The 26,343-nt window shown below is 67.3% G+C and carries 25 protein-coding genes and 2 pseudogenes; 10 read left to right on the forward strand and 17 right to left on the reverse strand.

Annotated elements, in window-relative coordinates; all coding sequences use genetic code 11:
- Positions 1-91: 91 nt before the first annotated feature.
- Together ACZ3HV_RS42740 and ACZ3HV_RS42745 are read right to left on the reverse strand one after the other, a co-directional pair.
- The gene (locus ACZ3HV_RS42740) at positions 92-1,447 is read right to left on the reverse strand and encodes a hypothetical protein (RefSeq protein WP_465693501.1); all 1,356 of its coding nucleotides are present in this window, start codon (positions 1,445-1,447) and stop codon (positions 92-94) included.
- A gap of 294 nt (positions 1,448-1,741) precedes the next feature.
- Positions 1,742-2,473, reverse strand: coding sequence for a hypothetical protein (locus tag ACZ3HV_RS42745; RefSeq protein ID WP_465693503.1), 732 nt, complete (start codon positions 2,471-2,473; stop codon positions 1,742-1,744).
- A gap of 264 nt (positions 2,474-2,737) precedes the next feature.
- On the opposite strand from ACZ3HV_RS42745, the gene ACZ3HV_RS42750 reads away from it, so the two are divergent.
- Together ACZ3HV_RS42750 and ACZ3HV_RS42755 are read left to right on the forward strand one after the other, a co-directional pair.
- Positions 2,738-3,577 carry a hypothetical protein gene (locus ACZ3HV_RS42750; RefSeq protein WP_465693504.1) on the forward strand — a complete coding sequence of 280 codons (840 nt, stop codon included), beginning with the start codon at positions 2,738-2,740 and terminating at the stop codon, positions 3,575-3,577.
- 637 nt (positions 3,578-4,214) lie between these two features.
- Complete coding sequence (locus ACZ3HV_RS42755; RefSeq protein WP_465693506.1) at positions 4,215-5,171, forward strand: NAD(P)-dependent alcohol dehydrogenase; 957 nt, start codon at positions 4,215-4,217, stop codon at positions 5,169-5,171.
- 566 nt (positions 5,172-5,737) lie between these two features.
- Here ACZ3HV_RS42755 and ACZ3HV_RS42760 read toward each other — a convergent pair.
- The 4 genes and pseudogenes from ACZ3HV_RS42760 to ACZ3HV_RS42775 form a co-directional block, all read right to left on the reverse strand.
- Complete coding sequence (locus ACZ3HV_RS42760) at positions 5,738-6,661, reverse strand: helix-turn-helix transcriptional regulator (RefSeq protein ID WP_465693507.1); 924 nt, start codon at positions 6,659-6,661, stop codon at positions 5,738-5,740.
- A gap of 92 nt (positions 6,662-6,753) precedes the next feature.
- Complete coding sequence (locus tag ACZ3HV_RS42765) at positions 6,754-7,281, reverse strand: GNAT family N-acetyltransferase (protein ID WP_465693508.1); 528 nt, start codon at positions 7,279-7,281, stop codon at positions 6,754-6,756.
- 108 nt (positions 7,282-7,389) lie between these two features.
- Positions 7,390-8,198: pseudogene (locus tag ACZ3HV_RS42770) on the reverse strand (transposase family protein).
- A gap of 587 nt (positions 8,199-8,785) precedes the next feature.
- Complete coding sequence (locus ACZ3HV_RS42775; RefSeq protein WP_465693510.1) at positions 8,786-8,959, reverse strand: hypothetical protein; 174 nt, start codon at positions 8,957-8,959, stop codon at positions 8,786-8,788.
- A gap of 248 nt (positions 8,960-9,207) precedes the next feature.
- On the opposite strand from ACZ3HV_RS42775, the pseudogene ACZ3HV_RS42780 reads away from it, so the two are divergent.
- Both ACZ3HV_RS42780 and ACZ3HV_RS42785 read left to right on the forward strand, forming a co-directional pair.
- A pseudogene (locus ACZ3HV_RS42780) lies at positions 9,208-9,379 on the forward strand (transposase); the annotation flags it as partial.
- Between the two features lie 364 nt (positions 9,380-9,743).
- Positions 9,744-10,649, forward strand: coding sequence for a hypothetical protein (locus ACZ3HV_RS42785; RefSeq protein ID WP_465693511.1), 906 nt, complete (start codon positions 9,744-9,746; stop codon positions 10,647-10,649).
- Between the two features lie 110 nt (positions 10,650-10,759).
- On the opposite strand, the gene ACZ3HV_RS42790 is transcribed toward ACZ3HV_RS42785, so the two are convergent.
- On the reverse strand, positions 10,760-11,449 hold the full coding sequence (locus ACZ3HV_RS42790; protein ID WP_465693512.1) for a hypothetical protein: 690 nt from the start codon (positions 11,447-11,449) through the stop codon (positions 10,760-10,762).
- Positions 11,450-11,660: 211 nt separating this feature from the next.
- On the opposite strand from ACZ3HV_RS42790, the gene ACZ3HV_RS42795 reads away from it, so the two are divergent.
- Entirely contained in the window at positions 11,661-11,879 is a 219-nt protein-coding gene (locus ACZ3HV_RS42795) for a M20/M25/M40 family metallo-hydrolase (protein WP_465693514.1), read from the forward strand.
- Positions 11,880-11,926: 47 nt separating this feature from the next.
- On the opposite strand, the gene ACZ3HV_RS42800 is transcribed toward ACZ3HV_RS42795, so the two are convergent.
- Positions 11,927-12,346 (reverse strand): VOC family protein, encoded by a 420-nt coding sequence (locus tag ACZ3HV_RS42800; protein WP_465693515.1) that lies wholly within the window; start codon positions 12,344-12,346, stop codon positions 11,927-11,929.
- Between the two features lie 175 nt (positions 12,347-12,521).
- Between ACZ3HV_RS42800 and ACZ3HV_RS42805 the strand changes: the two genes are divergently transcribed.
- The 3 genes from ACZ3HV_RS42805 (at position 12,522) to ACZ3HV_RS42815 (ending at position 14,094) form a co-directional block, all read left to right on the forward strand.
- On the forward strand, positions 12,522-12,965 hold the full coding sequence (locus ACZ3HV_RS42805; RefSeq protein ID WP_465693517.1) for an SRPBCC family protein: 444 nt from the start codon (positions 12,522-12,524) through the stop codon (positions 12,963-12,965).
- A gap of 5 nt (positions 12,966-12,970) precedes the next feature.
- Entirely contained in the window at positions 12,971-13,399 is a 429-nt protein-coding gene (locus ACZ3HV_RS42810) for a winged helix-turn-helix transcriptional regulator (RefSeq protein WP_465693568.1), read from the forward strand.
- Between the two features lie 224 nt (positions 13,400-13,623).
- On the forward strand, positions 13,624-14,094 hold the full coding sequence (locus ACZ3HV_RS42815; protein ID WP_465693518.1) for a hypothetical protein: 471 nt from the start codon (positions 13,624-13,626) through the stop codon (positions 14,092-14,094).
- Positions 14,095-14,116: 22 nt separating this feature from the next.
- Here ACZ3HV_RS42815 and ACZ3HV_RS42820 read toward each other — a convergent pair whose 3' ends face one another.
- The 6 genes from ACZ3HV_RS42820 to ACZ3HV_RS42845 form a co-directional block, all read right to left on the reverse strand.
- Positions 14,117-14,920, reverse strand: coding sequence for a family 1 encapsulin nanocompartment shell protein (locus tag ACZ3HV_RS42820; RefSeq protein WP_465693519.1), 804 nt, complete (start codon positions 14,918-14,920; stop codon positions 14,117-14,119).
- Complete coding sequence (locus ACZ3HV_RS42825) at positions 14,917-15,942, reverse strand: Dyp-type peroxidase (protein WP_465693521.1); 1,026 nt, start codon at positions 15,940-15,942, stop codon at positions 14,917-14,919. The genes ACZ3HV_RS42820 and ACZ3HV_RS42825 overlap by 4 nt, the downstream gene beginning before the upstream one ends.
- Before the next feature lie 78 nt (positions 15,943-16,020).
- Positions 16,021-16,863 (reverse strand): NAD(P)H-binding protein, encoded by an 843-nt coding sequence (locus ACZ3HV_RS42830; RefSeq protein WP_465693522.1) that lies wholly within the window; start codon positions 16,861-16,863, stop codon positions 16,021-16,023.
- A 28-nt stretch (positions 16,864-16,891) separates the two neighbouring features.
- Positions 16,892-17,323, reverse strand: a complete 432-nt coding sequence (locus ACZ3HV_RS42835) for an ester cyclase (RefSeq protein WP_465693523.1) — start codon at positions 17,321-17,323, stop codon at positions 16,892-16,894.
- Between the two features lie 10 nt (positions 17,324-17,333).
- The gene (locus tag ACZ3HV_RS42840) at positions 17,334-18,911 is read right to left on the reverse strand and encodes a multicopper oxidase family protein (protein ID WP_465693525.1); all 1,578 of its coding nucleotides are present in this window, start codon (positions 18,909-18,911) and stop codon (positions 17,334-17,336) included.
- Entirely contained in the window at positions 18,904-19,281 is a 378-nt protein-coding gene (locus ACZ3HV_RS42845; protein ID WP_465693526.1) for a hypothetical protein, read from the reverse strand. Before ACZ3HV_RS42845 ends, ACZ3HV_RS42840 begins: the two co-directional genes overlap by 8 nt.
- A 79-nt stretch (positions 19,282-19,360) precedes the next feature.
- Between ACZ3HV_RS42845 and ACZ3HV_RS42850 the strand changes: the two genes are divergently transcribed.
- Complete coding sequence (locus ACZ3HV_RS42850) at positions 19,361-20,239, forward strand: LysR family transcriptional regulator (RefSeq protein ID WP_465693528.1); 879 nt, start codon at positions 19,361-19,363, stop codon at positions 20,237-20,239.
- Between the two features lie 857 nt (positions 20,240-21,096).
- On the forward strand, positions 21,097-22,035 hold the full coding sequence (locus ACZ3HV_RS42855) for an aldo/keto reductase (protein ID WP_465693530.1): 939 nt from the start codon (positions 21,097-21,099) through the stop codon (positions 22,033-22,035).
- 36 nt (positions 22,036-22,071) lie between these two features.
- On the opposite strand, the gene ACZ3HV_RS42860 is transcribed toward ACZ3HV_RS42855, so the two are convergent.
- The 3 genes from ACZ3HV_RS42860 to hrpB form a co-directional block, all read right to left on the reverse strand.
- On the reverse strand, positions 22,072-22,452 hold the full coding sequence (locus ACZ3HV_RS42860) for a MerR family transcriptional regulator (protein WP_465693531.1): 381 nt from the start codon (positions 22,450-22,452) through the stop codon (positions 22,072-22,074).
- A 559-nt stretch (positions 22,453-23,011) separates the two neighbouring features.
- Positions 23,012-23,167, reverse strand: a complete 156-nt coding sequence (locus ACZ3HV_RS42865; RefSeq protein ID WP_465693532.1) for a hypothetical protein — start codon at positions 23,165-23,167, stop codon at positions 23,012-23,014.
- 517 nt (positions 23,168-23,684) lie between these two features.
- The gene (hrpB, locus tag ACZ3HV_RS42870) at positions 23,685-26,237 is read right to left on the reverse strand and encodes an ATP-dependent helicase HrpB (protein WP_465693533.1); all 2,553 of its coding nucleotides are present in this window, start codon (positions 26,235-26,237) and stop codon (positions 23,685-23,687) included.
- Between the last annotated feature and the right edge of the window lie 106 nt (positions 26,238-26,343).

Raw genomic sequence — 26,343 nt, forward strand, 5'->3', positions numbered from 1 at the left:
GTGGCGACGCCGCCACCAAGCCCGCGCCCGCGACTGCCACCACCGCCATCAGGCAGGCCAACTCGCCTGATCACGAACTACGGCTGGAGTACTAGGTCCTGGCGCTGATGAGGAGATAGTTGGGCAATGCCAGCCACCAGGTAGCCGCTGCGCGGGGGTCGAGCGTAGTGCGCGGGTCGGAGCGGAGCTGTTCCAGTGCTTCACGACGGCCGGTGGTCGCGGCGCTGTAGATCAGACTGCGCAGGATCTCGATCTCGCCCTGGCGGTCTGGGTTCGCAGTGAGGATGCTCAGCCGTTGGTTGATCGCGCGATGCCACCACTCGGCGGGGGTGCCGGTGCCGAGGTGAGCGAGTGCGGACGCGGCAACGCGCTGAGTTTCGGTTGGTATGCCGCCGGCCAACACGATCCGCTCCGCCAGACGGAGCTCTGGTTCACCCCCGATGAAGCCGAGGGCCATGAGAATCGTCGTACTCCAGCGAGTAGAACCGGTCAGGGTGTTGGGCAGCACGAGCTCTGCACGAAGAGCGGCCGCCAGCGAGGTTCGGAAGGGTGTGGCCGAGACAGTGAAGGCTGCCGCGAGCTGACTGTCCTGGAGAGGATGGAACAGGAGGCACTGGACGAGTTCGGTCAGTTCTTCGGTGTCGCCAAAGTCGGAGTCGGTGAGCTGAGTCAGCGTTCGGAGGACGACACGATCGGTCACCTGTCGCCGCGGATCTTCAGGTGGAGGAAGTGGATCCGGTAGCAACGGTCTGTGCGTGCCGTCAGAGAGTCTGCGCAAGATCCGGGTCGACCGCGTGTCCAGCTCGTCGCCGGATCCTGACAGCGGGCGGAGCGCGTCCATCACTCGTACTCGCTGTGAAACCTGCAGGCGCCCGCGCCACACCGCTTCGGCGAGGCCGGCGATCGCCCCGTCGAGTGCACGATCGTTGGTGGGGTTGTGGACTTGACCGACCATGGCCCTGATCGAGTCGTGGTGGTCACTGCTGCCCAGCGCTGCAACCGTCGAGGCCATCGCCTGGTGGTCGCGAAGAGCAGCGGCCGACGCGCAGGCGTCGATCGTCGGTGGACCGCCGGCTGGATGGTTGACCAGTCGGGCGAACGCCTCGTAGCGCTGGGCCCAGGCGATGCCATCGGCGGCCAACAGCTCGAGCAGTAGGCGCTGGGCCGTCGTTTCCCACATCGTCATCGGCAGCATGGCCGCGGGCCAACGCATCAAAATGCGGGTCAGCTCGTCCCACTCGCTGCCGGACACGACGGCGTCGGTCGTTGTCCGATCAAGCAGTTCGCCGACGCGGCGGCTGTCGTCCGGCAACTGCTGCAGATCGCTTCCGGAGACGGGCGCGCGGAGCCGAGGCGTAAGGCCCCGGAGAAAGTCCGACACTGTGGTCAGGCGACCGGTCTGCAGCCCCAGCAGTTGCTCGTACCGTACGAGCGCCTCCCGTGGCACGGGCAGATGCCCGGTCTCCCATCGCTGAATCGTCGAGACGTGAACAGGGCTGGTGTGTTCACCGTCCGGCCAAGCTCGGGCAAGCGCTGTCCTGCTCCTGAATCGCCGATCGGGGTCCAGTTGGCGGCAGGTGCGGAGCGTCCATGCCAGCCAGTGCCGAATCCGCATACCTCAACGACAGCAGCTCCCGACACGGACTGCAACGCGACAGTTACCCCGGCGCGCCCGATCAATGACGGTCGCAGTGCCTGTACGACGTTGTCATCTGCCGTGTCGCCGCAGTCTCGCCGGCTGTCAGAAGCGGTCGAGCTCGTACAGTTTCCGGCCGGACGAGTCGAAAACCGTAACGTGGTCGGTCGAATCGAAGCGGAGTTTGTAGGTGGCCCTGTTCATGCTCTGGGTCACCCGGAGGGTGTAGAGGCCGTTGCTGTCCGGCTTCTCCGAGAGGGCGCAGATCATCGGCCCGCCGATGTCGAGCGGCTTGCCCTGGTTGTAGAAGACGCCGTCGCGCTGACCGTCTGAGCTGAAGGACTTGGCGCCGGTGCCGTCGGAAGCCGTCCAGTTTCCTACCACCGTGCTCGCGTCGGCTTTGGGAGGGCCGCCGAGGGTTGAGCAGAGTCCCCAGGCCACGAGTACAAGGGCCACCACTGCCAGCACCGCGTAGACGGGGTTCTGCCGGATCTTGTTGATGATCTTCTGGCTCTGGTCGACCTTGACGCCGCCATGGATCGTGTTCGCGTTGCCCATGGAGACACCGATGTTCCGCGATGCAGGAGCAGAGTGCTCGAGCGACGGCATCGCGGTCTGGAGCGCGGCTCTGAAGTGCGGGTCGGCCGCCGCCGCGGTCGCAAGACTCTGCGCTGCGGCAGCGCGAACCTCGCTCGTCGCTTCGCCGGTCGTGCGGGCCTCGGCAGTGAGCCGCTGGATCGCCGGATCGAGACCCAGCTTGGGCTCCACCACGTTCCAGATCCGCTCGCCGGCCGCATCCAGCGCGTTGTCGGTCAAACCGTCGACGATCTTCAGCACCCGACGGGCTTTACCGGCTGCCCAGGCGACGAGGAAGCCAACCACTACGTCCATTCCAACTCCGTTTCAGCGCGTGAGGGTGGGCGAAGCAGTCAGCGACAGCGCTCGCCCTCGGTCACCGTAGGGGTCTCGGTCACCCGAGGAACGGGAGTTGTGCGCGGCCGACCCGGTTGCGCACAACCGGTATCAGTCCGGAGCGTAGGCAGGTCTTGAGTGGTGAGGTCGTGCCCGCTCGACCCGATCACCGATCCGGAAGGTTCCCGCATGATTCGCAAGTCCATGACCGCTGTTGGCGTGGGGGCGTTGTGCGCGCTCCTGGCGGCCTGCGGCTCCCGCTCGGACGACCAAGCCGCGACTCCCGGAGGCGTCCCGGGCACGTACAGCACGCCCACCGTGTCCACGCCGACGCCGGCCACCGCCACACCTTCGTCGCTGTCCTGCCCGGGTGCAACGCAGGATGCCGACGGCAAGTTCGTGTGCCCGACCGAGACGACTGCGGCCGAACAGCCCTACGGAACCGCGACAGTCACGCTGACCAGCAAACAGGGCTACAAGGCCCGGATCGACGTGAAGGTGAGCGCGCCGGAGAAGGTCACGGACCTGATCAGCATCGGGGACTCCGCGAACCCCTGTAACAACATCATCGGAGAGACCAACTCGCACAGCGTGGGCTACACCGTCCACGTCGAGACCATGACCACCGACATCACCGGCAACGGCTTCAGCTGGGACATAGCTGTCCCATTCACGACCCCCGGGGTCAACGCGATCGCCTACGAGCCGCAGTACAGCGCAGTCGAGCAACCGATCCGAGGCCGCGTGTTGTGCTCGTCCAACGCACTGAACGGCGTCCCGGCGAAATTCGGACCGAACGACTGGACACTGGCCGTGTGGGACACAGCGACGCCCACGCACAAGGTCGACGCCGCGGCGGTCCGGAAGGCGGCGCTGTGGATGGCTCAGATCGGCATCCAGGGCGCGGGCTGCGTCCCAGAGCTTCAAGGCGGCGGCAGCCACAAGACCAGCCTCAGCCCGAAGGCCCGTTGGAACCTCATGAACGGCTGCAAATTCGGCCTGGTCGGGGTCGAACCGAACCTGGATTGACGCGGCGATCCGAGCGACATTCGCAGCCCGCCGTACCGTCGCTCGCGCGCCGCGGATGGAAACGCGCGGCCGGCCGACGGGGCTGTGTGGATCAAGGTCTGACGGGTTGATGAGGGCGGGGACGTGGCGGTACTTCGATCACGACGACTAGAGCAAATCTTCGGTGCACTTCCTAAATCGCTGCTGTCGAGCACGTTGAGACACTCGTCAGTAATCAGGTCCGGGAGGCAGTCGAACTCGACCTCCAACGCGAACTCCTGGCTGCGAGAGTGCGAGACCGAAGCTGGGTATCGCGGTGGCCGCCAATGGCTGCGCGCGGCGTGGTCAGTGGAGCTCAGTAGTCATGGGGTTCGGCGGCCGTGTCGTGATCCAAGTCAAGTTCGATGTGTGTGGTTAAGGTGCGTGTCCGGCCTCGGACACCAACTCATCCAGACGATCGGCCAGCGGGTCGATCTCCACGTCGACGATCTGCTCGGCGTGGTGGTGTCAACGCCAATCTGAGCGATGCGCACAACGTGAACTGGGCGGCGCCAGGTTGTTGGTCCGATGCGGGCCAGATCTGGCACTCGGAGTTGCTGGCGGTCGGCCGTTCGCGTTGCTACGTTGCGGCCGTGAGCATGTGGGCCGCGAGGCAGGTGTGAAGGCTGTCGTGTACGACCGGTACGGAGCGCCCGAGATGCTGCGGGTCGAGGATGTTCCGGTGCCTTCGCCCGCTGGGGATCAGGTGCGGGTCAGGATCGTCGCGACCTCGGTCAACCTGAGCGACTGGGAATGCCTGCGCGGATCGCCGGCCCACGCGCGGATCGGCGGATGGCGGGCACCTGCGCGCCGCACGCTCGGATCAGACATCGCCGGTGTGGTGGACGATGTGGGCGAGGGAGTGACCCGGTTCCGGCCCGGCGACGAAGTGTACGGCGACAACCTCTCGCTGAAGGGTGGTTTCGCAGAGTACGCGATCGCGCCCGAGCTCGCGCTCGCTCACAAACCTGCTCAGCTCACCTTCGCGGAGGCCTCCACCATCCCGCAGGCGGGAGCGATCGCGCTGCAGGGTACCAAGGGAGCGGCAGCGGATCTCCGGATCCTGATCAATGGCGCCGGCGGCGGCTCAGGGTCGTTCGCGATTCAGCTCGCCAAAAGGCTCGGTGCGCATGTCACCGGTGTCGACAATGCTGCCAAGCTCGACTTCATGCAGTCGGTCGGCGCCGACGCCGTGATCGACTACCATCGCCACGATTTCAGCAGGACCTCCAGCCCGTACGACCTGATCCTGGACCTGGTCGCACACCGGTCGGTTTTCGCCTACCGGCGTTCGCTGGCACGCGGCGGCATGTACCGGTGCGTCGGCGGGTCGGTGCCGACGCTGCTCCGCCTTCTCACCGCCGGCTGGCTGGTCGGTCATCTGACCGGCCGCACCATCGGTGTGCTGGCCGTCAAAGAAGGACCGGCTCATTTCGGGCCGCTCGCCGACCTCTGCACCACCGGGCAGGTCAGCATCCACATCGACCGCACGTTCGGTCTCGACGATGTCCCCGCCGCACTCGCCCGCGTCGGCGCGGGGCAGGCCCTCGGCAAAGTGGTCGTCAGCCTCGACTGACAACAGACGACCGGACCAGTTGCCTGCACCCGGGTGGCGGTTCCACCGGGCCGTACCAGGCGTGGACCCATGGAGCCGACCCTGCTCTGGCACGCCTACCCGCTGTACGAACAGGTCGGACATGTAGCCGTTCCAGCCGTTGAGCCGATCCCAGACGGGCGACGTGCCGAACCCGGCCGCCGTCACGACCTGGCCGGGTGTCTGGCAGGCGATGTCGATCGACGTACCGACAGAGTTGATCAGATTGATCTGCGCTGAGCGCGTGCTCGGGCCAGACCGCACACGCACCGACGATGCACTGGTGTGGTAACCACCCACCGCATCAGCGGCGGGCGCGATGCCCAGCGCGCCGGCGGTCGCCAGTCCGAGGGTTGCGACGGTGACCGCGGTCCATCTTTTGTTGGCCAAGGCAAGGATTTTCCTGGCACTCAACCTTTCCGGCGGATTCGTGATTGCGGACGACCGTCGACGATGGATCTCATCGTGACGGCGCCGGCGCATGCGGCACCAGTGGAGGAAGGTGGATTCGACGGCCTGCCAGCCGTACGACAATGTCGTACGGCGAACTAGTCGAACGGCCGGAGCTTAGCCACGACGGCGGCACGCTGGCGGACGCCGAACTTCTTCAGGATGTGCGTCACATGCGTCCTGACGGTGCGTTCCGAAATCACCAGACGCTCGGCGATCGCGTCGTTGCTGAGGCCTTCGCTCATGAGCAGGGCGATCTCTCGCTCTCGCGGCGTGAGCATCGCAAGAAGGTCTCGTCCTTCGGTGGATGGGACCATCAGGAGCTCGATCGTCTCCGAATGTGCTGCCTCGCACATCTCGTACACCTTGCCCAGTTCGCGCTGGAGCTCGGCGCGACTAGGTGGCGGCGCCTCGATGAGATATCCGATGGCGCCTCGCAGCCGCCTGAGCTTGTCCGCGACGTCTTCGACGACGTCGAGGATCGACAGCGGACCTGACGTTCTGGAGGCACCGGCGCCCGACAGCACAATCTGATCCTCACGTTCGCGGATCAACGCGGTCATCACGCTCTCGGCAAGCCACTCGAAGGCTCGCACTGCTTCTTCGGTGTAAGCCTGCTTGCGATAGGTCTGCATGGAGGCCAAGCCAACGACTGCTCTGCCGTCACGCACCGTCTCGAACAAGGGAATCGCGATCGCGTCACCGGACAGCCTGGTTTCGTCGCCGAAATTATGCCCCATGTTCAGCAGGAAGCCGCTGTCCATGGAGTACAGATATGGCCTCGCGTTCGTTTTGATCCAGGCGACCAGACCAGCTGAACCGCACATTTGAAATCCTGACGGTTCGTGCTCTTTCTCGTCATACATATAGGGGACGACGAGAAGGCGATCCGCCCGGAAGAAGGCGACATAGAAGCTGTCGACCGGTGCGATGGTTCCCATCGTGACCCGCCACTGGCTGTAGAGCTTCCGGTGGTCACCTGGCGCTACATAGCGCAGCGTGCGAGCAGCGTTGCCCAGCACCTCGGCGACCTCGGGTGAAAGCCCCTCGAAGCCACTGAGGTTTTCTCAACGAAGATCGTGCCTCATCCCAGTGGACCTGGTCCCATGCCTGCTCAGCTGAGATTGCCGCTCGATGTGGCGTCGCGGATCATGCGCATGTTCGGCAGTTTCCCTCGCCAAAGCTCTCGCTCGCCGGTGGCCTTGAATCCGTAGCGTTCGTAGAAGCGGATCGCGCGCTCGTTGTAGTTGGTGACCCACAGGCGCATAGGTGCACTCCCCGCCCAGGTGAGGAACTCACCCATCAATCGGCCTCCGATGCCTCGGCCCTGGGCTTCGTCCAGTAGGTACATCGGCCCGAGGGTGACCACCTCGTCCCGGCGGCCGCACAGGAAGCCGACGATCTCCGTCCCGGAGCGGACGACACGGCAGAACAGCAGGTCCGGCTGCCTCCCTGCCGCCTCGATGAACTCTCGCCACTGGGCGATTCCCTCTGTGGTGGCAGAGGAGCCACGATGCTCACGGATCCAGGTCTCGTCGATCCCTGCGTCTGCGCAGGGATACGTCTGCAGCCAGACCCTCAACTGCAGCGGGCCCAGTGACGCAGCGTCGTCAGCGCGAGGGGATTCGATCACGTGGGTCATGGTGACCATTCTGAACGAAGTACGCCGATTGCCTCGCGCGATTTTTGGAATCGCGTCGCCACAGGTCACGGCCCTGACGTCGGACCAGATCCTCTGAGACGGCACAGCTCATTTCCAGATCCCGTTGAGGACGAGGGCTGCGCGGGCTATATCGCCGATCCGGCTGGGGCTGAGTGTGACGTACTGCAGGGTGCGCCATCGCTGCTTGAGTTCGGCGGCGGCGCGCTCGCCGAGGGCTCGCACGTGCCGCACAGGGTGTTGAACATGCGCGTGTCGACGTGAAGTGCCTGTTCGGACTTTCCCTTTGGGCGTCGGACGGGGATGACGATGCCAATACCCGCGCCGATGTAGCCCTTGTCCGCCATTGTCGGCAGGCCGTCGGCCGCCACCTTGTACAGGGCGGGCAGAGCGTGGATGCGGGTGGCGGTGATGTCGGGGGTGGAACCGGGCTCGACATCGGAGACCCACAACGGGGTGCCGTTCGGGGCGGAGAGGAACTGGATGTTGCCGCCGAACGAGTTGTGTTTCTGGCTGAACCACAGGTCGTTGCCATTCTCGCGGGCGCCGGCGAGCCGGTCCGATTCGATCAGTGTGCCGTCCAGGATCACGTGCGTCATGCCTTCGCGGCGGTAGCGGTTCAGGACCTCGTGCAGGTCGGGGGCACAGTCGGCGAGGACATCGATGCCCTCGTGCAGGTAGCGGTAGCCGGTGGCCTGGGAAACACCGGCGCCGCGAGCCAGACAGTGCACGCAGCCGCGCTCGCGGAACCAGCGCAGCACGAGCACTGCCTGCCGGAACGGTCCGAGTGCACGGGAGCCCTTCGGGGTGCCGATCCGGCGGCGGTGAGCAGCCAGCCGGCGGGCGAGGAACTCGACGACATGGCGCGGGACGCCGAGCGTGGCAGCATAGGGGACCAACGTGAAGCCTCTGGTTCAGCGGACGATCTTGTAAGAGAGACCTGTCCTACCAGGGGCTTCACGCCTGTCTGTCATGGGAACCTGCGTGGCCGCCCGCGTTGAACTGCACGGTGATCGCGAAGATCATTTCGTTGAGAAAACCTCACTCACTTCAGCACCTCTCGGCCAAATTGCACGGTTCGTCGTCCTCTTCCGGTCTATCGCTCCACCAATATCCATCGTTACAGTGCGTGCTCATCTGACCTGGCAAACCCTGCCCTCTCGTCCGGGATCAGGGCTCTCGGCCAAGCGCCGGCGCTTGTGGAGTTTGCATCTCTTGAGTGGAGAATCATGGCCGCTGCCGCGAAGTCGGTGTCTCCACGACCGTCGGGGAACAACTGATCGCACGACAACGGCCTGACTGCTGGGCGACCCGGCGCGACGGTAAGGGACGACCCGGGTCCCCCTACGCACCTCGCATAGACGCGGGGGACTCGCTCGCTGCGGTGGCTACCGTCGGCCTCACGTCACCTACATCGACGCATTCGCCGGCCCGGCCGCTATGTCCGGGGCGAAGAGGGTTCGCCCGCTTCGTGCTCGACCGCCTTCTACACCACCAAGCGGCCGAGCGAATGCAACTCACGCGCGAGCGGGTTCGCCTGATCTTCATCGAAAGCCCGCACCGGCCCGGTCGAGGCGATCCGGGTCCTGCGGGTCGTGCGCCGCGGCGCGATGAAGGCCCGCACCGCCGCCTTGAACACCTTGTTCCAAACGGTCGGCACCGCGCCGGAATCACTCCACACCCGCCTGGCCGGACTACGCGGCGCCAAAACTGGCCGAGGCCGCCGCAGCGCTCCGGCCCAGCCGCGATCTGGGCGACCCCGCTCGGGCCACCAAACTCGCCCTGCGCCGCCTCGACCAGCGCTGCCACCACCTCGACGCCGAAATCGCCGCCGCCAACGCCGACTTGCACACCCTCATCGCAGCCACCGCACCCGGACTGCTCGACCAGTACGGCGTCGGCGTCGACGTCGCCGGACAACTCCTCGTCACCGCCGGCGACAACCCCGACCGGCTGCACAGCGAAGCATCCTTCGCCGCGCTCTGCGGCACCTCACCCGTCCCGGTCTCATCCGGCCGCACCGACCGCCACCGCCTCAACCGCGGCGGCGACCGCCACGCCAACTCCGCCCTCTACACCGTCGCCCTGGTCCGCATGTCCCACCACCCAGCCACCCGCGACTACGTCACCCGAAGCCGCACCCAAGGCCGAACCAGCAAAGAAACCATCCGCTGCCCGAAGCGCTACATCGCCCGAGAACTCCTATCCCACATCCGCCAAGCCCTCACACCCCAACCAACCCTTGACGGTCTATAGGAGCGTCAGCTCCGGGTTCCGGCTCGGCTCTTCTCGCTCGCTCACGGACCGCCCAACCGTCATATCCGCTCAACGCCCCTGAGCCGGCACGCTGCCCAACCATCCGCGTCGCTGACCATCGGAGTCCGAATGCATGCGGTCCGCGACGACCCTTGCCGGGCCCTCACCGCGCCCGCATCGTGGAGATCATGGATGTCAACGCGGCCGCTGTCGAGCTGTACGGGCTCACGCCCGAGCAGTTCATTGCTGCCCGCAACGACCTCGCCAAGACAGCTACCGCAGCCGGCGACCCGCAGACCAGCGCGACCGTAAAGGCACTCCGGAAGCCGACACTCGCCGCTTGGCTCGCCAATCAGCTGGTGCGTGCCGATCCCGAGGGGATCAACAACCTCACCGAACTCGGCGAGGAACTGCGCCAGGCCCACCTCACAGCCGACGGAGCTCGTCTACGCCGCCTGACTCCCCACCGCCACACTCTCATCGCAGAACTGGTCAAGACCGCTCGGGCACGCGCTCAGGAACTATGCCATCCGGTGAGCGAACAGATCGCCCAGACGCTCACAGAAACCCTCGACGCAGCCCTGATCGATCCCGGCGCCGCGCAAATCCTCCGCACCGGACACCTGACCAGCGCGCTGCGCCACGTCGGCTTCGGCGTCGTCGACGAGACCGGCGGACCAGCCCAGCTTGCGCCCCTCAAGCCCAGAGTCGTACGCAGCACCCGCCCAAAGCCGCCGGCCAAGCGAGTGGCACGGCGGGCGCGCCCGACCAGCACACCCGACGATGCCCTGAAGAGGCGCCGCGCAGAACTCAAGTCCCGCGCTCAGGAGACGGAGGCTGACTACGCCCACGCCGAGTCCGAACGGGTCCAGGCCGAGGCAGAACTCGACGCACACGACCACCTCAAATCCGACCTCAAAGCAACCATCGAGCGTCTCGCCGGGGAACTCGAGCACTCCCGCCAACAGCTCCGCGAAGCCGAGCGCCGCACCAGGCGCCTCCAACTCGAACGCGACCGGACCGCCCGTAACGCAGTCGCCGCCCAGCGCCGCCGCGACGCCAACCAGCAGCGCCTGGCGAACCTCGATGGCTGACAGTGACCCGCGAGACCAAGTGGACCCCTGTTCCCTTAAGCCCTCGTAACGAGGTCCACGACGTAGCCGACGTGGACCACCTGACGCGTATCGGTGGTCGCGGGTTGTCGTTACCTGGGTGTTGTGGGCGCATGCTCGGTCGACCCGCCGTCCGTGGCGTCCGGCGCCGACCCGCCAAGGACGCGGCGGTAGCCCCGGTGCGCGGGGAACACTACGAGGCCGGCGTACACGAGGGCTGCCGCGGCGCCGATCAGGACCGTGGCCGCTCCACCGGCTCCGACGCTGTCCGCGAGCACTGCGCCGAGCCCGGCGGCGACGATGACGTTCACGGCACCGGCGAAGACGAAAGCGCTCGCGAGGAAGTAGGAGGGCCCGCTGCGTGTCACGCCCATGTTGTAGGTGCGTCGGATCCCCGCCGAATCATCCGTCCATCCGGTCACCAGGTGGTCCTTGACCCACGGGTCGATCTCGACGTAGGCCGCGCGAAGCCGGTTCATCCCGACGACGAGCATCAGGTCCTCCTGGCTGGCGTTGCGCACGCGGAGCGCCGTGAGAGTGCCGGTGACCAGCACCGAGATCCCCAGCCACACCGCCAGGACACGGAAGGCGTCGTTCAGTCCCACGACCTGAAGAGTGAGTGCGAGGACGACGAGCGAGGCTGAGGCGAACGTGAACTGGGCGGTGATCCTACCCATCACCTCAGCCCAGGTCTGGCTCCGCGTCGCCAGCAGGCTCCAGTGCTCGGTGGCGAGGAATTGGGCCCGGACCGCGAGGCCGGCCTTGGCTGGATCGTCCGTCATACCGGCCATCATCCGCCCGCAGGTCACTGCACGACCGCGTCTCCTGGATCCCCGGCTCATGCCTCCGCCCCGCCGGCGAGCGTGAGCACGTCAACTGGCAAGTACAGCCTCGACCGACGCAGTCTGCCCATGCCACCTGAGTCGCCGCCCAGCAAGACGGACCCGACGACCCTGCAAATCCGTCGAGTACGGCGGTCGTCGGATCCAGAAAGTGCTCCGGCGCGGGGCTCCCACAGTGCTGCTCTACGCCCATTACGACGTACAGCCTCCGCTCGACGACGCCGCCTGGCACACGCCCCCGTTCGAGCTGACCGAGGTCGACGGACGCTGGTACGGCCGCGGAGCAGCCGACTGCAAGGGCAACATCGTCATGCACCTGGCGGTCGTCGAGCGCGAGATGCTCCTCGCCGAGCACGAAGAGGCTGGATGAGGCGTTGTCCGCCACCTGTTCACTGACGGCGACCACCACGGCTCGGCTCAGGCGAGCAGACCCGTTGTCTGGCCGACCTCGATCAGGTGGCCGTCCGGATCGCGCACGTACGCCCGGATCTCGCGGCCGTGGTCCTTGGGCTCGGTGAGGAACTCGGCCCCCTTCGCCGTCCAGTCCGTGTAGATCTGCTCGATGTCAGCCACTCGGACGTTGAGGAAGGCGCTTGTACGGTCGGGGTCGGCCGGCGTCTCCAGCGTGACGGTGGGCTTGTCGTCCGTCGGGCCGCCACCTGCGTTGAGGATCAGCCAACTGTTGGCGACCTTCATGATGACCGGATCGCGCTCGACCAGCACCTGCGCGTCGAACAGCGAACGATAGAACTCCCGGGAACGTTCCTGGTCGGATACCACCAGGAAATGGGTGAGCACGAACCCCTCTCTTGGAGCGGGGAAGTCGTCGGGATTCATCGGATCCTCCCTCGGATCGCTTCAGCTTCTGTCAATTGTGCTCCCACGCGCCATTGGCCGGATGCCGGCCGAGTAACCGTCGCCGCACGACGACTCATGGAAGGTTCCGGGTGCTTGCAAATCGCAAGTACAGATACTAGCGTGTCGAGTGCGAGGTACAGGCAGCGGAGGCGACATGGCCGAGATTGCAGACAAGACGAAGGTGACGGCTGCACCTGCTTCCGTGTGGGCGGCCATCGAATCACCTGGAACGCACGCCACCTGGCACCCGTTCGCCAGCGAGATCAAGGGCACGCACGGGCTGGGAGAGGTTCGTGAGTGCACCGTGCAGGTGGGCGGCAAAGTGGGCACGACCAGGGAGAGGTGCACAACGTACGACGCAGGACGGGCGATCAGCTGGCGCATTGACGAGGACTCATCGGGGTTCTCGCGGTTGGTCGCTGATTGGACCTCGGGCTTCCGGCTCGACCCGGACGGCGACGCCACGCTCGTCACGGCGTGGAGCGATTTCCAGCCGAAGTGGTTCGTGCGGCCGGTGCTGCCCTTGATTCGCCGCAAGTTCCACCAGACCCAGCGAGAGATCCTCGACGGTCTCCGTCGGCACGTGGAGGCCGCTTGACTCGGGTGGAGCGACGCTCGACCTGCCCGATCAGTTCGGCGCTCGACGTTCTCGGCGACAAGTGGACCCTGCTGGTGATGCGCGATCTGCTCCTCGTGGGCAAGCGGCACTACCGCGAGTTCCTCGCATCTGAGGAGCGCATCGCCACGAACATCCTGGCTGACCGGCTCGCCCGGCTCGAGGCGTACGGCATCATCGAGAAGACCACCGACGACCCGCGCTCGGGCAAGCAGACCTATCACCCGACGCGCAAGGGCCACGACCTGATCCCGGTGCTGCTGGAACTGACGAGCTGGAGCGACCGACACGACCCGGGCGCGAAAGCCCCGCGCGAACTCGTCGATGCCTACAGAGTCGATCGAGAGGGAGTCGCAGCCGGCGTGAGCGAGGCGGGCAGCGTGGCGAGCTATCTCGAGTCGGGCCTGCAGGGATAACGCCAATGCACGATCCGGGCGGCACCCCGCGACGGGGGCTCCGGTCACGGCCTGCGCGCGAAACGTTGCCACCGGCAAGCTTGTGCCTGGCGAGCGGCACGGGTCATGCGCCGGGCCGGCCACTCCATCACCGGCCACTTCGCCTTCGGCTCAGCGCAGGTGATCCGTGGCCGACACGGCTCTGGTGTGGGACGGTGGCGGGAGTGTATCTGGAAGGACTGCCGATGACCGAGCCGGCTGCGATGGACGGTGCCGCCAAACAGCGAATCAAGGACGCACTGATCGCCCACGCCGAAGCCGAGCTTCGAGCGTCCCGTACGGACGTCGCGGAACACGATTCCGCGGCCCAGCTGGATCCCGACGTAGCGGACTCGGTCGATGATCTGTCCCAGTCCGATCAGGCCGGTGATATGGGTCGGCTGCTCGACGAGGTCGAGGGCCGGCAGCGAGCCACCCTGACCCGGATCGAGAATCTCGACTTCAGCGTCAAGACTGCCGTAGCGCCCGGGGCGCTGGTCGGCTTTGACGGCGCTCGCTACGTCGTCGGCGTCGTCGCGGCCGCGTTCGAGTGTGACGGCGTGACGTACGAAGGCCTGTCGTCCGATTCACCGATCTATTCCGCGCTCGAGGGACTCCAACTCGGCGACACCTTCGCCTTCGCCGGCCACGAACACCGCATCGATTTTCTGGCCTGAACGTGCGCTGCTGGAGCTGTGATCAGGAGGTCAGTACGACACTGGACTCCGCAGTGAGGGCCAGGAACGTCAGCGACTCCTGCAGATAGAGCTCGACCCGCTCGGCGTCGTGGGACAGGTACCCGATCGACAGGTCCTGGCCGAGGTGCAGCTCGTAGTCGCCGCCCCGGGTCGATACCAGGAGGGCACCTTCCAGAGCCGGCGCCCAGATGATCTCGCCGTCGTGCAAGAGCCGGGCCAGGTGGTCGCGGATCGGATAGCCGTGGTCGGTGGTCTCCGCGACGGCGGTGTACTGATCGGCCGAGAGCAGCAGACTGTACGGTCCGCCGACGCCGGCCAGCCGGAGCGCACGCAATGCCTGGGCGACGGTGTCAGTGAGGCTCCGGGCGTCGTCGGGCAACGGCAGCGAGGCGTTCGAACTGCTGGGGGCGAGTCCGAGGACGCCGGCCGCTTCGGAGCCGTGGAAGACGAGGTGGTCCTCGGCGAACGCGACCTGCTTCGCCGCGTCCTTGACCGGCTGCCAATCGGAGTCCTTCGCGCCACGCTCGACGTCGTCGACCGCCTGCCTGGTGACCGAGAACGGCACCCGCAGCTCGATGACAGGCTGGGACTGGCGGCGCCGGGCGATCACACCCTCGGCCGGAAACTCGACCGCCTCGACATGGCCGGTACCGACCGCGGACAGTCCCGGTCCGGACGGGCCGACCAGGTCGACCACGCGGCGCCCCGCGACATCGCGCGTGAACGTACGCCGTGCCTCCTGCTCGATCTCGACCCACGCGGCGTCGGAGACCGGCGCGAGCTCGCGATGCAAGTTGTTCGTCATGTACGACTCCTTCTCAGGCTGCCGATCCCCAGCGAGCCGTCCGCACTCGACGGGCGGCCGGGGCGAGTCGTGACCGCGGCGGTTGCCACGGATCTGGGTGGATCCTCGAGGAAGTCCGCGGTCGGCACGAAGAACAGCGTGCCGGTGACCGCGGTCGAGAAGTCGAGGATCCGGTCGTGGTTTCCCGGCGGGTCGCCGATGAACATGTTGCGCAGCATCCGCTCGATCACGTCCGGTGTAGCGGCGTACCCGATGAAGTAGGTGCCGAACTCCCCCGCGCCCAGCTCGCCGAAGACCATGTTCTCGCGCACGATCTGCCGCTGCGTGCCGTCGGCGTCGACGATCGTGGTGAGCGCGACGTGCGAGTTCGCCGGCTTGACCGCGTCGGGCATCTCGATGTCGCTCAGCTTGGTCCTGCCGATCGCGCGTTCCTGCTCCGCGACCGGCAGCGTCTGCCAGGCCTGGAGATCGTGCAGGTACTTCTGGACGACCACGTAGCTGCCGCCGGCGTACGACGGGTCCTCGGCACCGACCGTCACGGCGGCGACCGCGGCCGGACCCGCCGGGTTCTCGGTGCCGTCGACGAACCCGAGCAGATCCCGCTCACCGAGGTACCGGAATCCGTGCACCTCGTCGACGACCTCGACCTGACCGGCGAGCCGGGCCAGCAGCCTCCTGGCCAACTCGAAGCACAGGTCGATGCGCCGGGCGCGCAGGTGGAACAACAGGTCGCCGGGCGTCGTGACCGCACTGTGTCTCGCGCCAGTCACCGCCCGGAACGGATGCAGACCGACCGGAGGCGGAACACGGTAGAGCCGGCCCCAGACAGACGCACCGATGCCGACCACGCAGCTCAACTTGTCGACCGGCGCCTTGAATCCGACCGAGCGGATCAACGCAGCAACATCGGCCAGCACCCCACGGACAGCCTCCTCGGCCCCCGGACGCACGGTGACAACCAGAAAGATCGCTGCCTGTGCCGGCGGCGCCAGCACCTCCTGCGCCCGGACCTCCCGCCCCATGCCCCCCACCCTGTCAGATCTCCCCCGACCCCGTCGACTGGCCCCGCGTCTCCTGTGGCGCGTTCGGGGCGGTCATCGTCAGGCCAGTGCCGAGTCCAAGGTCGCCCTGCGGTGGGCCGCCCATTCGGCGTAGGTGAAGGCCGGTCGTCCGGTGACTTCCTCGACCGCGGGCGAGAGGTCCGCGGTTTTGCCGACTCTGGCGGCCAACCCGTCGTACAGCTGGTCGATGACTGCCGCGGGCATGCCGTTCGCCAGCATCTGCTCCTGGAACTGCTCTCGGGGCACCTCCTCGAACTTCAGCGGCCGGCCGACCGCCTCGGCGATGATCTGCACTCGCTCGTGCTGGGTCAGCGACTGCGGCCCGGTGAGCTCGTAGGCCTCACCGGCGTGCCGATCGAGAAGGGCGCGTACGGCAACTGCGGCGATGTCTCGCGGATCGACCGGGGCCGTTGCGGCGTCGCCGTACACGCCGCGGACAACTCCGTCTCCGTTCACGATCTGCGCTGCCCAAACCAGGTCGTTGGTCATGAACGCGCCGGGACGCACGAACGTCCACGGCACCCCGGACGCGGCAACGGCTTCCTCGGCTTGCGCATGTCGTTCGCCGATCACCCCTGGGGTCGACGACAGGACGGTCGACGAGGACAGCAGTACGACGTGTCGTAGCCCGGCGTGCCGTGCTGTGTCGAGGAACCCCCCGACCCCCGTCGAGGCGGGAAACAGGAACGCCTGCTCGATGCCGGACAGCACGGCCGGCAAGGTCTCCGCCCGGCCCAGGTCGCCGTACACGACGTCGACGCCGTCCGGAAGGGAATGGCCGCTGGGATTGCGGGTCACGACCCGAACCTTCTCGCCCGCATCGAGCAACTGGCGAACGACGTTGACGCCGACGTTTCCGGTGCCACCGGTGACCAGAATCATGCTGAAGATCTCCCTTCTCCGTGTTCAGCTACGCCGGGATCAGGCCGAGTTGTTGCCGCTGTGCAAGGCCGTCCACGACGCCCCAGATCTCGGCGACCCGGCCGGCCGCGAAGCGGACGATGAAGATCTCGTCGTAGGTCACGGTTTTGCCGGTCGGCGGGAGACCCAGATACTCCCCCAGATGGGTCCCGGTCACGGTGTTCCGGGAGACGATCTTGTCGTCCACGGCGAGGACATCCTCGACGGCCACCTGAAGGTCGGGGAACGCGCGCAGAAGCACCGTCCAGATCTGCTTCATCGCTTGAGCCGCGGTGAAGCCGGGCGGCAGGGCTGCGTGGAACACTGCGTCCGGCTCGAGTATTTCGTCGATCGTGCTGGCGATGACGTCCACATCGCCGCTGTTCGCGGCGGCTTGGAGGCGTCGGACGGTCGCCTTGTTCGCTTCCTGGATTGCTGACATGTCGTTCTCCTCAGGTGATTTCGAGGTTGGCCATCATGCCCATGTCCTCGTGTTCGGCGTTGTGGCAATGAAAGAGATAGCGGCCGCGATAGCCGTCGAAGCGGGTGATGAGCTCTGCCGACTCGCCGGGTCGCAGGGACACGGTGTCCTTGAGTCCTGCGTCGTAGGGAAGGGGCGCGCGGCCGCCGCGCGAGAGCACGCGGAAGCCGACCAGGTGCAGGTGGACGGGATGGTGCACGTCTGCGACCAGCCGCCAGACTTCGACATCACCGAGACGGGTGGTGACGTCGGATCGGGCAGGGTCGAACGGCCGGCCACCGATCAGCCATCCGTGACCGCCGCCCAGCTGCCCGGCGCGGAAGGAGAAGTCGCGCACGCGCACGGCCTCCGACCGGCGCCACTGCGGCAGGTCGTTCGACAGTACGCCGGGTATGCGGCTGTCGTCGGCCACCTTGCGCGCGACCCGGAAGGCCATCACGTCGCGGGTTCGCCCGGAGCCCAGCCGGTTGACGATCCTGACCAGCCGACCGACCGGGACCGGCGCGAAGTCCACGATCACGTCGTACCGTTCGGCGGGTGCGAGCGGGAGGTGCCGGTGGGTGACCGGCATCCCGAGCAGTCCTTGGTCGGCGCCGATCTGGACGAGATCCAGCCGGCGTCCGTCCTCGATGACCGCTACCAGGTCGTAGTGACGGGCGTTGGAGGCGTTCAGGAACCGGAGCCGGTAGCGGGCCGCGTCGACCTCGCGCACCGGCCACGGGGCGCCGTTGACCAGGATCACGTCGCCGAGAACCCCGGCGAGGTAGGGCTCACGGACGCCCGGTTGGATCGTCAAGGTGGGATCGAGAGCGGGATAGGCAAGGGTTCCGTCGGCGGCGAATGCCCGGTCCGTGATCATCAGGGGCAGTTCGCGCTGTCCCGACGGCAGGCCGAGTGACTCCTCGGCGTCGTCGCGGACGATGTGCATCCCGGCGAGACCTCGCCAGATCGCGGGGGCGGTGAAGTCCATCCGGTGGTCGTGGTACCAGAGCAACGTTGGTCGCTGCCGCAGCGGGAAGGTGTAGTCCCGCGTCAGGGTGGTCGTCACAGCCCGGGGATCGTGCATGCCCTGCATCCCGGCCATTCCAGGCATGCCAGGTTCCTGCCACCCCTGCGGCAGAACGAGGTCGGTCGGGTAGCCGTCGGAGGCTGCGGGCGTCCGTCCACCGTGCAGATGGACGACGGTCGGTACCGGCAATTCGTTGCGGTGAGCAACGGTCACAGTCCGGCCGCTGCGTGACTCGATCGTCGGCCCGGGGAAGGTGCCGCTGTACGTCCACAGTGGCGTCCTGACACCTGGCAGCACCTCGGCGGTCGTTTCGCGCTGGATGATCTCGTACCGGTCGACGCCGACCGGCTTCAGCACGGACGGAATCGGCAACGGCACCTCGAACGGCGGCGGAAGCGGCACGGCGCTCCGCAGCTCGGCTCCAGTCATCGACGGCCGACGGGCCAGAGCAGCCGAGGCCGACAACCCGGCAGCCGCCATCAGGCCGAGCGCCCCGCCGATACCCAACGCCCGCCGTCGGCTCACCTCGTACTCACGCATCGCGGACCGCCTGCCGCTGAAGCGGTCGACGCCACACGGCGATGAACAGCACGACCACCGCGACGATCGTCAGTACACCCAGCGGCAGGTGCAACCACAGCGCGCCATCCTGCCCGGCGAAGTACTGCGCCGTCTCGGCCGCAACCAGCGCCAGCGTCGTGACGAACGGCCAAACCTGACGCAGCCGCACCCAGACCACGATCGCCGCGATCAACTGCAGAAAGCCGATCGAGGTGACGAGATCGGCACCCACCGCATGCAGGTGCAAACCCTCGAAGTCACCGCTCAGATACACGCCGGCGGACACCGGCTGGCCAAAGATCGCCAGCGCGTGCGCGCTGACGACGATCCGAAGTACCCACTCGCTCATGGCCTCGACGCTATGATCTGAGCGTCATCTTGTCGAAGACCAATATTGCTATCACGTTATACCTTGGGAGGTATGACGCGTGGAACTGAACACGCTGCGACAGTTCCTCGTGGTCGCACGCCTGGAGCACCTCAGCCGCGCAGCGGACGAGCTCCACCTCGCTCAGCCGTCGCTGAGCCGCACCATCGCACGGTTGGAGAGCGAACTCGGCACCCCCTTGTTCGACCGAGCCGGCCGACTCAGACTGAACGCCGCCGGGAAACTCTTCCGTCAGCACGTCGAACGCGCGCTGGGTGAGCTGGACGCGGGCCAACGGGCCGTGGCCGAAACGACCGGCGAGGGCTTCGGCACGGTGCGGCTGGCGTCGGAAACCTTCCTGCCCCTGACTGAGCCCCTCGCCGCGTTCAAGCGAGCCCATGCCGCAGTCGAGGTCGAACTCCAGCAGATGCCGGCCGAGGAGATGGCTCGGCGTCTGCGGGCACAGGACATCGACCTCTGCGTCGCCTCACAACCGATCCCCACCGCGGGCCTGGAAGCGGTTCCGCTGCTCGACGAGCCGGTGGGGGTGATCACCTCGCCGGATCATCCGCTGGCGAGCCGCACCTCGGTGAGCATCGAGGAACTCGCCGACGAACCCTTCGTCACCGCTCGCAGGGGGCACTGGCAACGCCGCCTGCTCGATCTGCTCTTCGCCGAGCGAGGCCTCACGCCCAAGATCGTCTGCGAAGGCGACGAGGCCGCTGCGATTCAAGAACTGATCCGCGCCGGACTCGGCATCGGCTTCAATCCCGACATCGCCCGGCGCTCGATGCCCGCTTATCCGGTCGCCTGGATCGCGGTCGACCACCCCGGCTGCCGTCGTACCCTCACCATGCTGTGGGGTTCCGACACCCACCTCTCAACCGCCGCCCGGCTCCTACGCGCCACAATCAGCAGCTGGGCCTGGCACGCCGCGTGACCCACGAGAACGACGAGGGAGGGCAGTGGCAGAGCAAGACCGCGGGGCCTCACGCGTTCAGCTGTACGTGTGTGGTTAAGGTGCGTGTTCCTCCTCGGACACCATCTCGTGTGAGGAGCGCCCACGCGCGCTCCCGCAGTCGCTTCCTTCGTCGCTCCGCTCCTCAGCGCGACCGCTACGCGTGCTCCCACCCACCCCCGGGCTGCCGCCCGGTACGCATCCTGTCGGCTATCGCCGACACCTGCGGCTACCGCCGCCCCAACCACCCCGCGGCACGCGTGACGGCGCACGCGATTGCCAAAGGTCCAGCGGCGACGTCAGTACAACGTCTCCTGGTGCTGGCCACTGACCTGGCGGCACCTCCCGGTCCACTCGGGCTGAACTGAGTACTGAACCAGCAACGAGTCGCCTCCCACCGCCAGCCCATCCCACCCACGCCCCGGATCCTTCAACGCCCGCAGAATCCGGCCGGCCTCCTCCCGCCGCTCCCGAGGCAACGACCGCGACTGCCCTATACCAAAGAACTCCTCGACAATGATGACCACTTCAGGGCGCGTGGCTTGACGATCGAACCATGGCATCTTCCAGCCAAACGCGCGGGGCCATCGAGCGCTCTCGGCATCCAGGCTCGCGGCCTTTCATTGAGCAGCGCGAAGACCAGCGCCCACATCGCTCTCGCTGCGAACCTTGCCGACTGCCTTCCTCGTGCCCCGTCTGTCGAGATGCGGCGAGTTCCGAACAATCGGGCAAGTCATGCAGGATCGGTGGGTTCTCCCCCACTCTGCCTCCCGCGAATCCATAGCTCTCGTGAACTCACGGGTTGACCTGGAGCGCGCTCCAGCAATGAGGGTGGTGGCATGAACACACCCACGATGGCCCTGGGGGCGATGTATTTCGGCACCAGGGTGGACGAACGGATGGCCTTCTCGATCCTCGACCGATACGCCGAACTGGGCGGAGCCTTCATCGACACCTCCGACAACTACAGCTTCTGGACCTCCGAGACCGGCTTCGGCGGCCAGAGCGAGGCTGTGCTGGGCCGCTGGCTGGCGTCGAACCCCGGGGTCCGCGTCCGTCTCAGTACCAAGGTCGGCGCCCAGCCCACGCGGGTCGGCGGGTTCCCCGACCACCTCGAAGGGTTGCGCGAGGACGTCGTACGCGCAGCCATGGCACAGAGCTTGGAGCGGCTGGGCGTGGACGGCGTGGACCTGTACTGGGCGCACGTCGAAGACCCGAACATTCCGGTGGAGGACCTGGTCGCGACCTTCGGCGGCCTGGTCCGTGACGGCCTGACCGCTCGCTGGGGCGTGTCGAACCACCCGTCCTGGCTGCTCGAGCGGATCCGGGCCACCGCCGAACGCACCGGCCACCCGCAACCAACCGCGTACCAGGAGCGCTACTCCTACCTTCAGCCCGCCGGCGGCATGGCCGTGGAAGGCCAGCCGATCCCGCTCGGAATGCTCTCGCCGGACGGCCTCGACTTCCTGCGGCGCAACCGGTCGTTCGACGGCTGGGTCTACACCGCCACCCTCCAGGGCCGCTACGACCGCAACGACCGCGCACTCGAGACCGAGTACTGCCACCCCGGCACCGAACGACGGCTGGCGGCACTGACGCGCGTCGCCACTGCGCGCAGACTCCGGCCGGGCCAGGTGGTGCTCGCGTGGCTGGCCTCCGGGAACCCGGCGCTGACCCCGATCGTCGGAGCCAGCGGCGTCGAACAGGTCGAGCAGGCCGTGGCCGGCGCGTCCACCATCCTCACCGAGGACGAACTGGCGGCGCTGGACGGCGCCTAGGCCACGACGCGCGAACAACCCCGATGCCGGAGCGGGTCAGGACGTCGCATCCCCTGTCCGGCGGAGTTCCCCGCGGTACCAGTCCGCCTTCTCCTCAACCCGCGCGAGGGTCGCGTCGAGCTCGGCGATCCGCGCCCGGATCGAGGCGGCGTGCTCCTCGAGCAATGCGACTCGCTCCGGCATCGTGGTGTCGTCGCGGCTCAGCTCGCCGTACCGGCGTAGCTGCTCGATCGACATGCCTGTGTCCCGCAGGCAACGCAGGAATCCGAGCATCCAGAGATCGTCGTCGCTGTACACGCGCCGGCCACCAGCGCTGCGCTCGATGCGCGGCAGAATGCCTTCGCGCTCGTAATAGCGCAGCGTGTCGATGCTGAACCCCGACTGTGCGGCCGCCTCGGCCGGCGAGTACGTCGTCATCACCAAGAACCTAACAGCTCACCTGGAGGCGGCTCCAGATCCCACCGCACAAGCTCGCTGGCCAACGAGCAACTGACAACGTTCGAACCGCTGCAGATCGAACTGCAACGGGGTCGCGGAGCACTCCAATCCACTGCTCAGACCGTCCGAGCCACCGGGCATCCTCGACTGATTGCGGTCATGGGGTTGGGCTGTCCTTGGGCGAACCGAGTTCGAGGCGTGTGGTTAGGGTGCGTGTTCCTCCTCGGACAGAGACTTATCCAAACGGTCGGCCAACGGGTCGCCCAGAGCCTCGGGATCGGCTCGGTCCAGGGTTCGCGATGATGCCGAGTTGGTCGACGTACCCCTCGAGTTCTTCACGCCTCAGGCGCCTCTCGCTCGGCGCCGCGGCGAACGCCGTCTCAGCGGCCCGGTTCTCCCCGACAGCCGCGGATCCCCATCGGCAGCCAATGCCTTGCGCAACTTCTTCATGGCGACCTCAGTCGCAGCAACCCGACACCTCTCAGATCCCGGCGACGAACAGCGCTGTGGGTAGGTCGGACAACGCCTGGATCCGCACCTATCCGAGTGCCGGTGGGTGCTCGGTTGGACGGCGTCCCCAATCCGAGATCAACGGCGCGAGTGTCAGGTCGAGTCTGCCCGCGTGGATGGCGGCCAGGTGTGCGTCGATCTCGGAATCGTCGGCCAGACCGGCCGCGAGCAGTTCGCCGCGCACGTGCCGGATGGTTGCCGCCTCCAATCGGTCGCAGGCGGCGCACCTCGTACCCGTCGCCGGCCTGCAGCCACGACGGGTCGATGTCAGTGGCCAGCACGTGCCCGGTCGGGCCGACGGCCGCCGCGAGCGCCTCCGGGATACTGGTGCCACCGGCCCCCACTTGCCAGCAGCGCGAGCCAGCCCTGACCCCCAGCCGATCGAAGTGCCCACGCGTCACACCGTCGAACAGCTCGGCCAACCAAACGAATCGCTCACCTGCCTCGACGCGCGCGTTGTCCAGCAGGTACCCGCGGGCGGGAGCGGACTCCCCACCGAACGCGCTAGTCCCGCCGATCGGATAGGAGAGGGACATCTCACACAGCCAGCGAACGCGAAACTGGACAGCCCGACCCGCTACCACCCACGTTTCGCGAGGCAGTGCGCCTTCGGACTTCGTCGACGTTGATGCCGTGGTCCAACATTGTCGAGTCCCGTAACGGCGCAGACAGTACATACACACTGCCCAGGGCAGCTCGGTTCACTGGCGAGGTTTTAGTCGCTTGGTAGGGATGGCAGTGAGTGGATCTTCCGGCCACGGATGGCGGGGGTAGCGCGCTCGCAGGTCGGCTCGGACCTGGGGATAGCCCTGCTTCCAGAAAGAGGCGAGGTCGCTCGTGATCGCGACCGGGCGCCGTGCGGGCGACAGTAGGTGCAGAACGACCGGGACACGACCGTCCGCGACGGCTGGAGTGGCAGTCCAGCCGAAGACCTCCTGCAGCTTCACGGCGAGGACCGGCGGCTCGACACCGTCGTACGCGAGTCGCACCTCGGAGCCCGATGGGACCCGGAGCCGTTCCGGTGCGAGTTCGCCGAACCGGGTTGCAGCCGGCCATGGCAGTAGTCGCCGGAGCGCTGAAGCCACGTCGATGTGGGCGAGATCGCGCGAGCCTCGCACCGAGGCGAGCTCGGTACCCAGCCATCCGTCGAGATCGGCCAGGAGTGCTTCGTCGTCGACCGCAGGCCATGGGGCTCCGAGGTGGGCGTGGCAGAACGCGAGCCGCTCCCGCAACGCGAGTGCGGCCTCCGACCAGCGCAGTACGGACAGACCGCTGCGCCGGATACCGTCGCGGACGGCCGCTTGGACGAGCAGCTGGTCGGGGTTTGCCAGCGGGACGTCGTTGAGCACGATCGCACCCAGTGCCTCGACGCGCCGCGTCACGATCCGGCCGTCGTCCCAGCGGATCTGGTCGGTGGTCGAGACGAGGTCGCCTGCGATGTCTCGCGCGGTCTGCTCATCGATCGGCGCCGCAGAACGGATCCTGGCGTCGGCGCGACCGGGTGCCCGGTCAGCAACCGCGATCGCCAGCCAGGTCGTGGTCCGCAACGGCGATTGCGGATCCAGAGCAGCACCCGTACCACCGGACATCTGGTACGTCGCCGAGTCGACCCCCCGGACCCGCGCAATCCGATCCGGATACGCCAGCCCCACCACAACCCCCACCGCAAGATCATCCGGTACTACGCGCGTCCCCCGACCAGCCGGCCCACCAACCGCCGGCCGCACTCCATCTCCACCCGACGGGTCGCCGGTCGTCGTGCCTCGGGCGAGGCGCCTTGTTTCTTCTCGCCAGCGGGCCGTGGCTCCGCGGTCCTCGCCGCGGCGGAGGGCTCGCCAGCGGGCCGGTAGATCATCGCCGAAGTCGCGGCCGGAGTCGTCCGAGAGCATCGCGACGATCTCGCGTGCCCGGTCAGCGCCGACCCGCGGCGTCCCGTCCAGCACCGCACGAGCCAACCGGGGATGCGCGCCGATCGCCGCCATCCGCCGTCCCCGCTCGGTGATCCGGCCGCCGTCGTCAACGGCATCGAGGCTGCGCAGCAATTCGGTGGCCGCGGTCATCGCCACCACCGGCGGCGCCTCGAGCAAGGTCAGACCGTCACCAGCAGGCGCACCCCATGCCGCGAGGTCGAGGGCGAAGGCTGCCAGATCGGCGATCGCGATCTCCGGCGCCGCATGATCGTCGAGATGCGAGTGGTCGGTGGCAGACCAGCACCGATAGACCCGGCCAGGGGCCTCCCGTCCGGCACGACCCGCTCGCTGGTCGGCCGACGATCTCGAAACCCGGCAGGTGACCAACGCACCGAGGCCACGGGATTGATCGGTCCGCGGTTCCCGGGCAAGACCCGAGTCGACCACAACCCTGACCCCGGGCACAGTCAGCGAACTCTCCGCGACCGACGTCGTGACCACGATCCGACGAGTGGCGGCCGGCGCCAACGCGCGGTCCTGTTCAGCCCTTGACTGGCGACCGAACAACGGCAGGACATTCTGACCGGCCAACCGGCGAGTCACGCCGTTGATCTCGGCCTCCCCCGGGACGAACACGAGGATGTCGCCGTCGTTCTCGGTCAGTGCACGCTGGACGACGGCCGCGACGTGATCCAGCAGGCGCGGGTCGACCCGCCCGCCGGGAAGCAGCGGCACGGGGACCGGTGGTGGGGCCCACTCGATCGCCACGTCGAACAGCGCAGCAGACGCGGTGATCACGGGCGCCGGAACGTCCAAGCCCAAGGCGCGACTCAGGCTGATCGTGTCCGCCGTGGCCGAGGTGGCGACGATCGCCAGGTCTTCCCGAAGATTCGCCCGGATGTCGATGCAGAGCGCGAGCAGTAGATCGGCATCGAGGTGCCGCTCGTGGCACTCGTCGATCACAATCGCGGCGACACCCGGCAACTCCGGGTTCTGCTGCAGACGCCGTACGAGGAGCCCTGTCGTGACCACCTCGACACGGAGTCCCTGGCCGCCGCTGCGTTCACCGCGCATCGCGTAGCCGATCCGCTGCCCGAGCGGTTCGCCGACCAGCATCGCCAGCCGGACCGCAGCCGCGCGGGTTGCCATCCTGCGCGGCTCGGCGACGATGATCGTGCCCCCGAGCGCGTCGCCCAGCGCAAGCGGCAACAGCGAGGTCTTCCCCGATCCAGGCGGCGCAACCAACACCGCAGTACCGCGCGAGCGCACCGCATCGACCGTGGCAGGCAGAACCGCCCGGACAGGCAGATCCGCCCCCGGCACCGACGACTCAGGCAACAACACGCCCCGACGCTAGCCGACCAGCACCACAGAACCGCCCAGCCAACCGCAAGCGGATTCACCCAAGCCACCGACTCGGAGTCGAACGGCGCAGGCCGTTGAGTCCGAC

This window comes from Kribbella sp. NPDC020701, from assembly GCF_055562215.1.